Genomic DNA, 13,686 nt, shown 5'->3' with positions numbered 1-13,686 from the left:
TTGCATAAAAATGGACAGCTATCCATGCGATGTTACCCCATAAGCCATACACTGTAGAGCAATGTATCTCTGTTGGGTGAAGGAGGTGGATGTTCGTGGCATCCAGAATTCGTAAAGATGAAGTGCGTAAATTGATCGGGAAAGAAATAGTGGCTGTTAAGAAAGATGGTACACAGGTAACTGGCAAATTGGTGCGGATCAGCGGTAACACGTTGATGGTTTCTCCACAAAGTGGAAAAAAAGTGCAAGTAAAAGCGATTATTCCATTGGTTTTATTTGACCTATTAGCAATCGGTACAGCACCTTACGCATATGGTGGATTCGGCGGTGGCTTTGGTTATGGTGGCGGCTTTGGTGGTGGCTTTGGCCCTGGCTTTGGCTTTGGCGGTTTCGGTGGTCCAGGACTCTGGTTCTGAGAATGATCGAAATGAAAGACTCTTTCCTTCTGGGGAGAGTCTTTTCTCATTTGGAGAGGTATCTACGAAAGGCGGCACCATTTCCCTACTCACTGAATAGGCTAAGATACAGGTTTACGGCAGGATCCCGTGCATGAGGGAGTGGCCCTAGAACCAATCGCGGACAGGGAGTGAGCAGCATGCCGAGTTCCATCGTGTTTAACATGATCAATATTAATAATCAGAATACGAATGCAACGATCGGGATTGGTGAGAATGCACAATCCAGCTGGGATTCCCATAGCAAAAACAATTACGGCACCGGTGAATTCATCGGTAATTCGATCGCCTGCAACTTCGTCAATACCATCTTTGATAATGACTTTATTGATGCACCTATTAATGATCAAGACTTTAAACCAGCCATAACGAATCAAGTTTAAATGAAGGGTGGTTGTAAGCGATGCTGAATCTGCCCGGACCGTTAGACCCACCATTAATTCAATTTGATTCGATTCATGTTAATTCGATTGCCGATGCTTCTGGCATATTCATTGGTACGAACGCACAAGTGAATTGGTCAACGAGCAGTAAAAGCAATAGTGGACTTGGTGAAGTGAGTGGTGAACATAACATGGTGTGGAACAATATTAACACCGTGTACGATAACGATATTATTGATGCACCATATACCAAGGGTGATTTGATTATTGGCCGTGTTTGAAAATAAAGCTCCGCAGGCAGCCTTACTCGGCCGTTTGCGGAGCTTTCGTCGTTTCATCTGTTGAAGGTGGAGAGGCAGCTGCTGTGGTGTAGCCCGACGCTTGCGCTTGCACCGTTATCATCTCTTGCAGCCACTCTGGCGTATCGTTATCGCCGACATTGAGCATATCGAGGAAGTCGGAATCGTTCAGCATCGAACGGGTACCGACCAATTGGTTATGGTCGCCTTCGACCGCGCCAAAGCCTTGAACCGTTTTTTGATTACTTTGAAAATCAGTTGGCCAATTATTTCCCATGTTGATGCAGGATGCACTTTCCACAGATCCAATCCGGATCGAACCGATGATAAAGGTTGGAGACATGAATGATGACACAGTCAATCACCTCATCTTTATACTTTTGACGACTGGGGAGGGGTGTAGCGGTAGCCGGTTGAGGTTCGCTCAGGACCGGAACCCTCTTGCATTGGCGACGAATGCGAGTGACCGTCTGACGCACGCTCCTGTCGAGGTTCTTTGGTGACATGAGAACGCTGGAATGCCTTATCCACGGCCTCATCCTGCGCTTTCCCATTCGGTTTAGCACCGAAATTGTTGCCCAAGTTCAACGAACCGCTAAGCTCCTTAATGTCGAGATGATCGAGTCGAAACGTTAAGTTTTCGAGAACTGGCTGATGGACGTGCAGATTATCGATATGAATGCGCGGATGCTTGGCAGAGAGGTCGGCTAACTGTTCCTCCAATTTTCGCAGCCGCTGTTCCAATAAGTGAATGGATTGCGTTTGTGGGCTTGGAATAGCCTCGTTTCTTATTGAAGGTTTGGGAGTGGCGTTAGAGGGTCCAGTTGGAGGCGGCGACGTTTTCTTTTTTTGAAACCACATAGGTTAGGTCAGCTCTTTCGTGTATTCGGTTTAACATCAAATGTATCATTATCCAGGACTGTGTGCTTCCCGCCTAACACCACATTGTGATCGCCTGTCAATTCACCGATCCCTTGATTCGTCTTGGCTGAATGCCGCCTTCCACTGATCCGATTGCTGCCCTTGTTAACGCTAGAATTTTCCGTTATGTCATCAATATGAATGGATTGAAATTGGATCCGAACCATGGTCATTCCCTCCAAATCCTTAATTTTAGCGTCTCCTTCCCATGTATATGGGGACAAACGCAGAATCATTTCTTTTTTTGCAAAACAAAAAGATCACCGTGGCTCCTCCTTCATACAAGGAATCGGTAATCTTTCTTTAACCGTTGTCTCAAGTAAACTGTATGGGAATAACCTTCTCGCCATCGGGTGGAGCAAGCGGAATACGGATGATCAGCAACCCATTATGATACTGTGCTCGCATCTGATCGGTCAAAGCCCTGCCAGGTAAGCGGATCGCTCGCTCAAATGTGCCAAAATAGCGCTCAGACAGCCGCATTTGCTCATCACTTACCTGATAAGGGCGGACGAGCATCCCTCTGATTAAGAGGGACTGGTCGCGGAAGGATAGCTGGATGTTCTCTTGGGATGACAACCCTGGAACCTCAGCGACCACAACGAGTTCCTGGGGCGTTTCATACATATCAACTCGGGGTCCGGTTAGCGGAATAATACTGGCAATGTCCTGCCAGAACTCGGGGCCTAGCACATCGCCGGCTTGCGCCGACAGTCCCTTCCAATCGGGTTTTGACGAACGATTGCCTGGAGGATTCATCTGCCATCATCACCTGACTTCACCATTAAAAGTAGAGCTGCAAGCAGCTTGCTACTAGTTTATGTGGGGATGCGTCGGATTATGGCTGGCATCTAAATGCGGGACATGTTTATTGCCCAGGAGGACGCTGATTCGCCATCTGCTGCTGTGCCATGCGAACGAGTTCTCGCACCATCGCGCCGCCGATTGGACCACCTACTCTGCCGGCATCTTCTGAGCTGAGGTTCCCATTATAGCCTTGTTGCAAGGGAACACCAAGTGTACGGGCAACCTCGTATTTGACAAGATCTGGTCGTTCAGGATTTACGGCATACCCTTGATTTTGCATAACGTGGGCTTTGAGCAGCCCTAAGCCATGTTCGGATCCAGGTACCATAGCCCGGTTTCTTCTTCTTCGTGACATCGTCAATCACCTCTTGGGTGTTAGGATGCCCTGCCTTTTTTCGAATCATGAGTACGGAAGGTGAAATATTTATGCCCGATATAATTGCCAATCGTGTACAAGCCATTCCCTACAAGTATCGCACCGTTATGGAGCCAGTTCGTGCTGGCATTAGGGAGATAGGAACTGATCGCTTCGGCAAGCAGCCAGCTGATCCCATACGAAAACCCGTAGCAGATGAGTATGACAAGTGCAAATTTCCACCAACTGCTGCCGATGCTGGCTTTGGAGCGAAAGGTAAACGTACGGTTAAGCAGATAACTCACTACCGCACCAATCGTATTGCCGCCAAAGGTTGATAACCAATAATTCAGATTTAGTAGGTTAAAAAGAGCAAAGCTGGCGGATAAACCCACCAACGTATTCAACACACCAACGAGTAAAAAACGTGCAAAGCTGCCTGTTAGTAAGGATTTGAGTGAAGTGGAGGTCATCCAATTACCGCCTTGCAGATGCAGGTTGGCTCGCCTGCGAAGTGACGGTTGCCTGCCCCTGAGCTTGCTCGGTTAATTCCTTTTCGATAACGAAAAGCGGGCGCTGCTTTACTTCTTTATAAATTTTACCTATGTATTCGCCGATCAAACCAATCGCAAGAAGTTGTACACCGCCGATGAACCAGACAGAGAGAATAAGGGAAGTCCAACCCGTAACATTCTCGCCAAGTAATTTGCCTACAATCGCATAAATAGCAGCAACTACACTAAGTGCGAAGAGCAGAAAGCCCATCACCGTAACCAAACGGATGGGAGTTACACTGAAGGAAGTGATGCCATCGAAGGCAAAAGCGAGCATTTTGCGCAGCGGATATTTGGATTCACCAGCAAATCGTTCCTTCCGGTCATAATAGACCTGTGTAGAGGGAAATCCTAGCAGAGGGACTAAGCCGCGGAGGAATAAATTAACCTCTTGAAACTTCTCCAAATTATCAAGCGTACGCTTGCTCATTAAGCGGAAATCCGCATGATTGTATTGAATTTTAACACCTAGTGAGGTCATGAGTTTATAAAAGCCTTGCGCAGTAGCTCGCTTGAAAAAGGTATCAGCTGAACGATCCTGACGGATCCCATAGACAATATCGTAGCCTTCATGGAATTTCACTAGAAATTCACGAATGACAGAAGTATCATCCTGCAGGTCCGCATCGATGGAAACGACACAGTCGGAATACGCTTTCGCTTTCAGAAGTCCGGCGAGTAAAGCGCTTTGATGACCGGCATTTTTGGCCAGCTTAAGCCCAGTAATGAATGGATTGGAAAGGTGGAATCGCTCGATTAGCGACCATGTTGCATCTTTACTGCCATCATCTACAAATAATACCGTACTACCTAAGGCAACTAATTGATCTGTAATGAGAGAATCTAATATTTCACTGAGTTGAAAAACAGTTTCGGGGAGGACTTCTTCTTCGTTATAACAAGGGACCACAATGGTCAAAATCGGTTTAGACACAGTACCTCGTCTCCGTCCTAAATAGGGAATAGATGAAATTCATGCTTAAGCTTTTATTATAGCTAAAAGGACTAGAAAAAGTAAGCGGCTGGAACGGAATCACCGTCCCAGCCGCTGTCTTACAATTTATATTACCAGCCAAACCCGAACGTACTAAGAACGATAACCAAGAGGACGTATAGAACGAGGACTACTGCAGTGCTTGAATAACCTACGCCGCCAGTTCCGCAACCACAACTCATGTCAATCCCTCCCTTCACAAAATTACTATATGTCATCTGACTAGAAGGTGTATGGATGAATGACCCGGATGCGGAATAAATAATTGGGCAACGTGTCCATTTTGTGGGACTGGTAGGGGACATGTACCTAAAGTAGGGAGGAGGAGAAAAAAGGATAATTGAGGAGGTAAGGAAAGGAAAGGGAATATCGAATGGGGGTAGGCAACGAACAAAAATGTGATGAGGGTACATGAACGAGAAAGGAGGCAGTGAGGCGCATGCGTTACGAAGAACGTCAACCGGATGAGACATTGCAGCGCTATATTAAGTGTTATTGGTATTTGGAGCGGGATTATAGCGCGGCGGAAGAGGAGGAAACTCTGTGGCCAGATGGCTGCCAAGAGTTGATCTTTCATTATGGAGCCGATTATTCAATCGGTGGGCAAGTTCTGCCAAGGGCATTTTTTATCGGAGCACTTTCACGCTATCATCCGCTTACCGCAGAAGGTCCCATCCGTCTATTTGGCGTGCGATTGCTGCCATGGGGATTGCGCGCCTTCAAAGAGATGGATCATCGTGCGTTGATCGATAAATTTCTGCCACTCTCTGATTTATTTCCCGAACATGAACTTGCTGAACTAGTTCCGCAGTTGGCGGAGGCAGATTTGGACGAAGGAATCGCTTTGCTGACGGCTTATCTCTATCGTCATTTCCAACCAGAAACCAAGCATACCGCGATGATTAATATATTGTCCAAACTATATCGAACCCCAATGGAGCAGGATGTTCCCATCAGCGTCGTCGAGAGTGGATACTCTCAGCGGCATTTTGAACGGATTTGTTCAGAGCTCGTTGGCATGTCACCCAAGCGATTAAATGCCGTATCCCGTTTTAACTTGGCTCGACTTCAGATATTCTTCAATCCGACGATTGATATCGCGAGCTGTATGGGCCAGTTCGGTTATCATGATTTCGCGCACTTTTCCAAGGAATTTAAGAGATGTCTTGGAGTTACACCGACGGCGTATAAGAAGTGGTTGTTGGGGCTTGGGGTGGTGCGTTGATGGTTAACTAGTTGATCAACAGATACCGACACAGCGGACACTAGCGAAACAGTTCGGAACAGCTTTACAAATGGCCGCAACCGCCAGAATTGAGCAAACCGATACCTCGCCCCCCTCGATCTATCTGACTTTGCAGAAACACTTGACTTCAGGTGGCCCTTTAGGAAAACAGCTGGATTTTCTCCATTTAATTGAGGAGCATTTGGGCAAATTTATGAAATAACTGTATTTTCTCCAGTTAATATTGGCCATTTCCTTCTTCAGGTGAGAAATAGGCAAAATTAACTGGAGTTTTTCCATTTAAATACCAAAAGAATGGAATAGTGTCAAAAATAGCTGGAGTTTTTACAGTTAAAGTTGCAGGAGGGTGAGTGGAGGGGGAACAGTATGTTACGAATTAAGATAAAGTTTCCCACTTCGCCCACATTTCCCTAGGGTTCAACTCGTAAACCTCATTTTCCCGAAACATAAACTGGTGCATAATCAACTCGCGGCGCAAGGTTGCGAAATCTGGATGATAGTTTTTGAGGTAGAGGTTAAGCTCTTTTTCGGTGTAGGATCGGCCTTTTTCTAGTTCAGCAACTAGATGCTCCAGGACTATCAGCTTTTTCTTGAGCTGGGCTGGAATATGTTTGAGCTTACCATCTAACGTGAAAAAGTTCCGTAAAACAGACTTCTGAAGGTTTGAATTTTTGTCTTCCGTTTCCATGGATGCGGGAGCCTCCTTTTTGTTTTTGAAAACCAGGTCAGCTGTCGTCTGACCGTAGCTGCGAATGGAAGCGTCATTCAAGGTGAAATAAATTGTGTTTTTATCACGACGCTCATGAATCAAGTTGGCTTCGCGAAGTTTTGAGGCATGGTGGGTAACGGTCGCGGGAGTTACGCTCAGCTTCTCTGCGAGAGTTTGCCCATTGGATTCGCCGTCCGCTAACAAAATAAGCATGCGAATACGCGTAGCATCTGACATTGCTTTGTGATAGGTGAGGATTTTATCCAATTGCATATGAGAACAACTCCTAACAATCTAATTAGACATTAATCTAATTAGATGATAATTAAATTAGTTTGGCGTGTCAAGCGTGAAAGTTTCCTTCTGGACAGGGGTCATGTAAAATACACATATAGTGCGTGTTCAAAAAGTCCGGTTTTCAGCACCGAGAAGATTGAAAGAAGCATAGAAGTCAAAGCTTAAAGGGGAAGAACGATGCGAATACTCGTCATGACAGCAGTCGCTCCTGAACGAGATGCCATACAGCGGGGTCTTGGTCAGGATAGCAGATTTGAATATGCGTTAGCCGGTGTGGGGCTTGCCGCGGCGGCGGTGAATGGTGCCCTTGAGCTTGCCAAAGCCGATTATGACCTATTGGTTATCGCCGGTATTGCAGGCGGCTTCGTAGGTCAAGCGGACATTGGCTCGCTTGTTATTGCGAGCGAAATCATCGCCGCCGATCTTGGTGTTGAGCTGCTGGATGGCTTCAGCAGCTTGGACGAGCTGGGCTTCGGCACTACGCGCATCAGCGCGAATGCCGAACTGGCCCAGCGCGTGACGGCGGCGCTGCAAGCCGCCGGCCTGCAAGCGCAAGCGGCGCCGGTGCTGACGGTGGCAACAGCCACCGGAACAGCGGCAACCGCCGCTGCGTTGGCTGCGCGCGTGCCTGGCGCTGCCGCCGAAGCCATGGAAGGCTTCGGCATAGCGACAGCTGCGCAGCAGCGCGGGGTGCCCGTGCTGGAGATCCGTGCGATCTCCAACGCGGTCGGGCCGCGAGACCGAGACGCCTGGCGGATCGGTGATGCCTTGAAAGCTTTAGAAGCAGCAGGTTCAGTCTTAGCGGAGGTGCTTTAATAATGAAAATAGCGTTCTCACCTTGTCCAAACGATACCTTTGTTTTCCATGCCTGGGCGCATGGGTTAATCCCAGGCGCACCAGAGCTCGATGTCCTCTACGCGGACATCGATATTACGAACCGTCTGGCTGCCGAAGGCACAGGCCCCGACGTGCTCAAAATCTCCTACGCAGCACTCCCGTGGGTGCTGCAGGATTACGCCCTGCTGCCCTGCGGCGGCGCCTTGGGCAGAGGCTGCGGCCCGCTTGTGCTGACGCAGCCAAGCGAAGGAGCGGCTGACCCGGCTGCCCTTAGCGGCCGCCGAGTTGCCGTGCCGAGCGAGCGCTCGACGGCGTACTTACTGTTCCGCCTGTGGGCAGAACAGAACGTGCCTGGCGGCGTTGGCGAAATCGTGGTCATGCCGTTTCACGAGATCATGCCCGCCGTGCGGGACGGCCTCATCGATGCCGGCCTCGTCATTCACGAAGCGCGGTTCACTTACCCGTCGTACGGGTTAGCGCTTCTAACAGATTTGGGCAGCTGGTGGGAGTCCGACACCGGGTTGCCAATCCCACTGGGCGCCATCATCGCTCGGCGCACCATGGATTTGCAGGCGCTCGCGGGTTGGGCTCGCGCATCCGTAGAGTACGCGTGGGCGCATCCGGAAGCTTCGCGCGACTACGTCATGCAGCACGCGCAGGAGATGGATCCGCAGGTCGCGCAGCAGCATATCGACCTGTACGTCAACGAGTTCACCGCTGATCTCGGAGATAGCGGCTATGGCGCTGTCTTAACCTTGCTCCAGCGTGCAGCGGAGACAGGTCTTGTGCCGCAGATGGATTATGCGGCTTTATTGAAATAGCATTGGCGTGTAATCTCCAATACGTACAAAAAGGCTGTCTTCCCGTAGACGAAATCTACTTGAAATGACAGCCTTTTTTGTGTTTTTCTATCATTCCTGAGCTTCCTCGCCATAGTGATGAAAAACATCACTATGGCGTTCAGAAAGCCAGATTTGATTATCTAGCTACCCGATCACATTCACCGGCCGACCCTCCACAAAACTCCGCGCGTTACTGCTCGCAACAGCCATCAACCTAGCTCTAGCTTCCTTCGTTGCCCATGCGATGTGCGGCGTAATAATCACATTTTGCGCATGCAGCAAGGGATTATCTGGCTTTGGCGGTTCAACAGTCAGTACGTCAAGCCCCGCACCAGCGAGGCGACCTTCGTTCAAAGCTTGCGCGACATCCGCTTCGTTAAGCAATCCACCTCTGGCCGTATTAATCAGAATAGCCGACGGTTTCATCCTAGCAATCCGTTCCGCATTGATCAGCTCATTCGTTGCAGGTGTCAATGGACAATGTAGACTAATCACATCAGCACGCTGCAGCAGCTCTTCAAGTGATACCCATTCAATACCATCCACGGGTTGAGGCACTGTGCGACCACTGCCAGTTGCAATGACCTTCATGCCCATCGCCAGGGCAATCAGAGCCGTTTGCTTGCCGATCTGACCTAACCCAATCAGTCCCATTGTTTGATTGTTTAACTCTACGAGTGGGGATACACTATAGCTGAAATCAACCGACCCAGCCCAATCTCCTTGAAGCACACTGTCACTATGACGCTGCACCCGATGGCAGAATTCCAATACGAGTGCAAAAACCAACTGTGCAACCGAATGCGTACTATACGCAGGAACATTGGTCACCACAACACCGCGCTCTTTCGCAGCTTGGACATCCACAATATTGTAGCCAGTCGCCAAAACACCGACATATCTCAGTTTAGGCAACTGCTCCAGTGTTTGCGCGGAGAGAGGCGTTTTGTTCGTTAGCACCATGTCTGCCTGTGCGGCGCGTTCTACAATCTCGGACTCAGAAGAACGCTCGTATACCGTCAACTCGCCTAGCGCTTGTAAACCACTCCAGTCCAAATCGCCTGGATTTAACGTATAACCATCAAGTACAACAATGTTCATCTCTCTACTCCTTCGGTCGGTTTGGTTAGAGTATTTTCAATCTCTCTACTCCTTCAGTCGGTTTGCTTGGTGTTCCCTCGCACAATTTACTTCTTCACACCAGGCTCTTTAAAAGGGTTCAAAAACACCTTCGGGATATGCGTCTCGAAACGCATTAACTTACCTGTCGTCGGGTGCAAAAAGGCGAGCACACGCGCATGCAGACCAAGTCGATTGATCTCCTTCGATTTGGAGCCATACTTTTTATCCCCAGCAACGGGGTGTCCGATATCCTGCATATGAACGCGAATCTGGTTTTTGCGGCCGGTCTCCAAGTTCACCTCAAGCAGGGAGAAGCTCTTGTTCGCTTGCAGCGTTTTGTAATGCGTGACCGCATGCTGTCCGTCGTTCGGGTACGGTGTGGAGAACATCTTGAGCGATTTCGCGTGCTCCTTGAGCCAGGAAGAAATCGTTCCTTCAGGCTTGCGCACCATACCTTCCACTAACGCCACATACGTCCGCTCCTTGACGCTCTCTTGCCACGTGTTTTGTAGGTGCTGCTGCGCTTGTTCGTTTTTGGCAAACATCATCACACCCGATGTATCCCGATCTAGGCGATGAACGACAAAAATCCGCGCCTTCGGATCATGATTCCGTACATGCGCCGTAAGCTGGCGGTAGGCTGTGATTTGATTTTCCTGCGTATCCGTGGCTATGGATAGGAGACCTGCATCCTTTTGAATCACAATAACATCGTTATCTTCGTGCAAAATCGTCATGCCTGCTAGTGGAATATCCTCCACGACTTTATCCTTGTTGATCGTGACCGTCATTTCCGGTTGCAAGGGGAAATTATAAGCCGTTACCGCTTTGCCATTCACGGCGACTTGTCCACGAGCAAGGATAGCTTTGACCGCATTTCGACCTAGGCTCGATAGCTTTTCCAACAAAAAGGGTAGAAGCTCAGCAGATTCCTTCACTGTATACTGGCGAGTACTCGACTCCTGACCACCTTTGGCTGCTCCTGCTTGCAATGACTGGCTTTGTGCTTTATGAGTACCGAATTTGGGTTTATGGCTGGGGTTAGATTTTGGACGTGAACCTTGTTTCTTTTGCATATTATAAATACCTCCTAGTACGATGGCTTACCTTCCGGTCAGATCATTCGACCTCCAATATACCACGTTCATAAAAGCAAATGAAATGATCGACCTTTAAAATTCAACGGTGATTCTATCCCACTAATCTAACTATCACTTAACCCTGCAGCTTTTGAATCGTACTTCCTGTGAAAAAATCCCCCTGCAGCCGCACATGCTCAAAAGGTAAATGCGGATTGGCAATCCGCCATAGCATGCGATCCGCTGCGCGGTAGCCGGCCTCTCGAATCGGCAGCTGAGGGCGAGAGCAGAGCGGCAGCGTGTCGCTTTGCTCATTCAAAAGCGCAACCAGCGAGCATTGCTGAGGCACGTTAACCCCTAATCGACGAAGGGTGTGATACACAGGTGCAGCTTCTTCATCAATGCCACAAATGACAGCCGTTGGCTGGCGCAGCTGATATTTCTGCTGGAAATCCACCAACCACCCCTCCGATCCATCTCGCTCTATCGCGTGTTCACCAGGATCCACTGCCACCCCAGCCTCTTTCATCGCCTCGGCAAAAGCCTGCCACCGGATGACGAATCCGCGTTGATCCTTCGTATCTCCTACATAAAGGATGTTCCTGTGGCCCATTCGGACGAGCCTTCGAACCGCCTGATAAACAGCCTCGTACACATCCCAAATGACACTATCGACCTTGGACTCCGGTGGCGGAAAATTCAACAAAATTCGTGGGAGCTGCAGTTCTAACAGTTTTTGCTCCAAGAGATCCCAATTCATCCTTGGTGCGATAAACACCCCCTCCGCATATAACAAACCTTCTTCCTCGGCCCAGTCGTCAAATTGCGAGGGCTTTAATTTAGGCGGAATGAGAAGTGGCTGAACCGTGTGGCCAAACTCCATGAAGCGTTCATGCAAGCCTTGCAGCAACAAGCGGTTAAAGTTCAAGGATTGCTTGTTCTGGACGAGTACGAATCTGCGTTGTACAACGGGATATGGTGAGATGAGATCTTGCTGAAGTGTTTGTTTCTGATCTTTGGTCATGTAGCCAAGCTCGCGTGCGAGCTTGAAAACTTCACTTCGTGTCTGCTCTGACATACCAGGCAGTCCGCGCAGCGCTTTGGATACCGTTTGTATCGTTAAGCCGAGCTGAGCGGCTAAATCGTGGAGTGTAATTCTTTTTCGCATAGGTCTGAGATGCCCCTTTTCTGATTGCCTTCTGTACCTCCAATTTTAAACTAAATTTAAACTAAAAAGAAGGTTAATTTTAAACTACACTAAGAGAGAAGCAAGCAACTGACAGGCAAGTGACTTACCAACAATTAAGCTAAGGGAGCGAAGTCAGATGATCAAACAGATAGAAGCAGATGTGGTTGTAGTAGGGGGAGGACCAGCGGGTGTCAATGCGGCGATTGCAGCAGGGAGAAGTGGGGCCAAAACCGTTTTGATAGAGAAATACGGCTTTATTGGCGGCATGTCGACGGCGGCGCTTGTGTATCCTTGGATGACGTTTCATACAACGGATGGCAAACAAGTTATTGCAGGGCTCGCGCAAGAAATTATTGACCGCCTCATGGCGATGAATGCATCCCCAGGCCATCTTCGGGATACGGTTGGGTTCGTGAATACGATCACACCTTACCACCCTGAAATCTATAAAGTTCTTGCCGTCGATATGCTCAAAGAAGCAGGCGTTAAGCTGCTTTTCCATAGTTTTGTCGATCATGTGGAGACCGTGGACAATCGCATACAATCGGTGCAGTTGACGTCCAAATCCGGCCGAATTGATGTAAGTGGCAAAGTGTTTATCGATACAACAGGTGACGCTGATCTCGCGTATCTGTCTGGTGCGCCGTGCCTCAAAGGGCGTGATGGGGATAAAGCAACACAGCCAATGACGATGAAATTCAGAATGCGCGGTGTGAATCTGCCTGCCGTGAAACAATACATGATTGACCACCCAGATGAGTTTTATAAAAAGACGCCTTTCTCCGAGCTCGCTGATCTCCCTCTTTCTGGTGTACTCGGCTATTTCAAACACTGGAAGGAAGCGAATCTTCCGATTAATCGCGATCAAGTGCTGTTCTTCACAGGTCCTGAAGATGACGAAGTACTGGTCAATACTACGCGTGTGCAGGGGCTGGATGGCACCAATGTAGAGGACTTGACAGAGGCCGAGGAGCTTGGGCGCAAACAGGTGTTGATGGTTGCTGAATTTATGCGCAATAACTTGCCAGGCTTCGAAAAAGCCTCCATCTCCAATGTTGGCGCACAAATTGGCATCCGTGAAACGCGCCGTATCGATGGTCAATATGCGCTGCAAGTGGAAGATGTCGTGCAAGGCCGTCATTTTGATGACGTTATCGCACGCAGTGGCTATCCGATCGACATCCACGATCCGTCTGGCAAAGGTGTAACCGCAGCGTGGGTCAAAGGGGACGGCGCCTACGACATCCCGTACCGTTGCCTGCTGCCGCGAAAAATCGAAAACCTGCTCACCGCAGGTCGCTGCATCTCGACCACGCATGAAGCACTCGCTACGACGCGCCTCACGCCTAGCTGCATGGCCACGGGGCAAGCGGCAGGCTCCGCAGCGGGACTCGCTGTGAAGCACGGCGTGCTGCCAGCGGAGATTGACGTCGCCGAGCTGCAAGCTGTCCTTGAGAAGGACGGAGCTTTGTTGAAGTAAATATAGTTGAGCCCCCCAGTGCCTTGTGACACTGGGGGGTTTCGATGTGAGTTTCCTTCCAGCCGCCTAATCTAGTCCTAACCCAACCTCAACCAGCTCCCCACCAACCCACCAACC

19 protein-coding genes are annotated in these 13,686 nt (G+C 49.3%); 7 read left to right on the top strand and 12 right to left on the bottom strand.

The window, feature by feature from the left end; genetic code table 11:
* Positions 1–89: 89 nt before the first annotated feature.
* The 3 genes from L6I86_RS15045 (at position 90) to L6I86_RS15035 (ending at position 1,119) form a co-directional block, all read left to right on the top strand.
* Positions 90–416, top strand: coding sequence for a hypothetical protein (locus tag L6I86_RS15045; protein ID WP_420851893.1), 327 nt, complete (start codon positions 90–92; stop codon positions 414–416).
* A 179-nt stretch (positions 417–595) separates the two neighbouring features.
* Positions 596–838: a spore germination protein gene (locus L6I86_RS15040; protein ID WP_056609042.1), complete on the top strand. Its 243-nt coding sequence runs from the start codon at positions 596–598 to the stop codon at positions 836–838.
* A 20-nt stretch (positions 839–858) separates the two neighbouring features.
* The gene (locus tag L6I86_RS15035; protein ID WP_056609044.1) at positions 859–1,119 is read left to right on the top strand and encodes a hypothetical protein; all 261 of its coding nucleotides are present in this window, start codon (positions 859–861) and stop codon (positions 1,117–1,119) included.
* A gap of 22 nt (positions 1,120–1,141) precedes the next feature.
* Here the strand turns inward: L6I86_RS15035 and L6I86_RS15030 are convergent, their stop codons facing one another.
* The 8 genes from L6I86_RS15030 to L6I86_RS14995 form a co-directional block, all read right to left on the bottom strand.
* Entirely contained in the window at positions 1,142–1,492 is a 351-nt protein-coding gene (locus L6I86_RS15030; protein WP_236288304.1) for a hypothetical protein, read from the bottom strand.
* Between the two features lie 17 nt (positions 1,493–1,509).
* Positions 1,510–1,998: a hypothetical protein gene (locus L6I86_RS15025; RefSeq protein WP_236288302.1), complete on the bottom strand. Its 489-nt coding sequence runs from the start codon at positions 1,996–1,998 to the stop codon at positions 1,510–1,512.
* A gap of 8 nt (positions 1,999–2,006) precedes the next feature.
* On the bottom strand, positions 2,007–2,225 hold the full coding sequence (locus L6I86_RS15020; RefSeq protein ID WP_157256771.1) for a hypothetical protein: 219 nt from the start codon (positions 2,223–2,225) through the stop codon (positions 2,007–2,009).
* 148 nt (positions 2,226–2,373) lie between these two features.
* Positions 2,374–2,817, bottom strand: coding sequence for an Hsp20/alpha crystallin family protein (locus tag L6I86_RS15015; RefSeq protein WP_056609049.1), 444 nt, complete (start codon positions 2,815–2,817; stop codon positions 2,374–2,376).
* 109 nt (positions 2,818–2,926) lie between these two features.
* Positions 2,927–3,220 (bottom strand): alpha/beta-type small acid-soluble spore protein, encoded by a 294-nt coding sequence (locus tag L6I86_RS15010; RefSeq protein ID WP_056609050.1) that lies wholly within the window; start codon positions 3,218–3,220, stop codon positions 2,927–2,929.
* A 20-nt stretch (positions 3,221–3,240) separates the two neighbouring features.
* Positions 3,241–3,693 (bottom strand): GtrA family protein, encoded by a 453-nt coding sequence (locus tag L6I86_RS15005; protein ID WP_236288300.1) that lies wholly within the window; start codon positions 3,691–3,693, stop codon positions 3,241–3,243.
* A 4-nt stretch (positions 3,694–3,697) separates the two neighbouring features.
* Complete coding sequence (locus L6I86_RS15000) at positions 3,698–4,708, bottom strand: glycosyltransferase family 2 protein (RefSeq protein ID WP_236288298.1); 1,011 nt, start codon at positions 4,706–4,708, stop codon at positions 3,698–3,700.
* 131 nt (positions 4,709–4,839) lie between these two features.
* Positions 4,840–4,950, bottom strand: coding sequence for an MYXO-CTERM sorting domain-containing protein (locus tag L6I86_RS14995; protein ID WP_200962405.1), 111 nt, complete (start codon positions 4,948–4,950; stop codon positions 4,840–4,842).
* A 257-nt stretch (positions 4,951–5,207) separates the two neighbouring features.
* On the opposite strand from L6I86_RS14995, the gene L6I86_RS14990 reads away from it, so the two are divergent.
* Positions 5,208–5,993: an AraC family transcriptional regulator gene (locus L6I86_RS14990; RefSeq protein WP_236288296.1), complete on the top strand. Its 786-nt coding sequence runs from the start codon at positions 5,208–5,210 to the stop codon at positions 5,991–5,993.
* A 397-nt stretch (positions 5,994–6,390) separates the two neighbouring features.
* Here L6I86_RS14990 and L6I86_RS14985 read toward each other — a convergent pair whose 3' ends face one another.
* Entirely contained in the window at positions 6,391–6,996 is a 606-nt protein-coding gene (locus L6I86_RS14985; protein ID WP_236288294.1) for a DUF2087 domain-containing protein, read from the bottom strand.
* Positions 6,997–7,197: 201 nt separating this feature from the next.
* Here L6I86_RS14985 and L6I86_RS14980 point away from each other — a divergent pair, with 201 nt between their 5' ends.
* Both L6I86_RS14980 and L6I86_RS14975 read left to right on the top strand, forming a co-directional pair.
* Positions 7,198–7,836 (top strand): futalosine hydrolase, encoded by a 639-nt coding sequence (locus L6I86_RS14980; protein WP_236288292.1) that lies wholly within the window; start codon positions 7,198–7,200, stop codon positions 7,834–7,836.
* A gap of 2 nt (positions 7,837–7,838) precedes the next feature.
* Positions 7,839–8,678 carry a 1,4-dihydroxy-6-naphtoate synthase gene (locus L6I86_RS14975; protein ID WP_236288290.1) on the top strand — a complete coding sequence of 280 codons (840 nt, stop codon included), beginning with the start codon at positions 7,839–7,841 and terminating at the stop codon, positions 8,676–8,678.
* A gap of 165 nt (positions 8,679–8,843) precedes the next feature.
* On the opposite strand, the gene L6I86_RS14970 is transcribed toward L6I86_RS14975, so the two are convergent.
* From L6I86_RS14970 to L6I86_RS14960, 3 genes are all read right to left on the bottom strand, one after another.
* Entirely contained in the window at positions 8,844–9,800 is a 957-nt protein-coding gene (locus tag L6I86_RS14970) for a D-2-hydroxyacid dehydrogenase (protein WP_236288288.1), read from the bottom strand.
* 86 nt (positions 9,801–9,886) lie between these two features.
* Positions 9,887–10,897, bottom strand: a complete 1,011-nt coding sequence (locus L6I86_RS14965; protein WP_236288286.1) for an RluA family pseudouridine synthase — start codon at positions 10,895–10,897, stop codon at positions 9,887–9,889.
* Positions 10,898–11,036: 139 nt separating this feature from the next.
* Entirely contained in the window at positions 11,037–12,068 is a 1,032-nt protein-coding gene (locus tag L6I86_RS14960) for a LacI family DNA-binding transcriptional regulator (RefSeq protein WP_056609077.1), read from the bottom strand.
* A 157-nt stretch (positions 12,069–12,225) separates the two neighbouring features.
* Here L6I86_RS14960 and L6I86_RS14955 point away from each other — a divergent pair, with 157 nt between their 5' ends.
* Positions 12,226–13,569, top strand: coding sequence for an FAD-dependent oxidoreductase (locus tag L6I86_RS14955; RefSeq protein WP_236288284.1), 1,344 nt, complete (start codon positions 12,226–12,228; stop codon positions 13,567–13,569).
* The last annotated feature ends 117 nt before the right edge of the window (positions 13,570–13,686 follow it).

This window comes from Paenibacillus allorhizoplanae (assembly GCF_927798215.1).
GTDB lineage: Bacteria > Bacillota > Bacilli > Paenibacillales > NBRC-103111 > Paenibacillus_E > Paenibacillus_E allorhizoplanae.
Note: the sequence above shows the minus strand (reverse complement) of the source record. Positions and strands in the feature narration are given on the sequence as shown.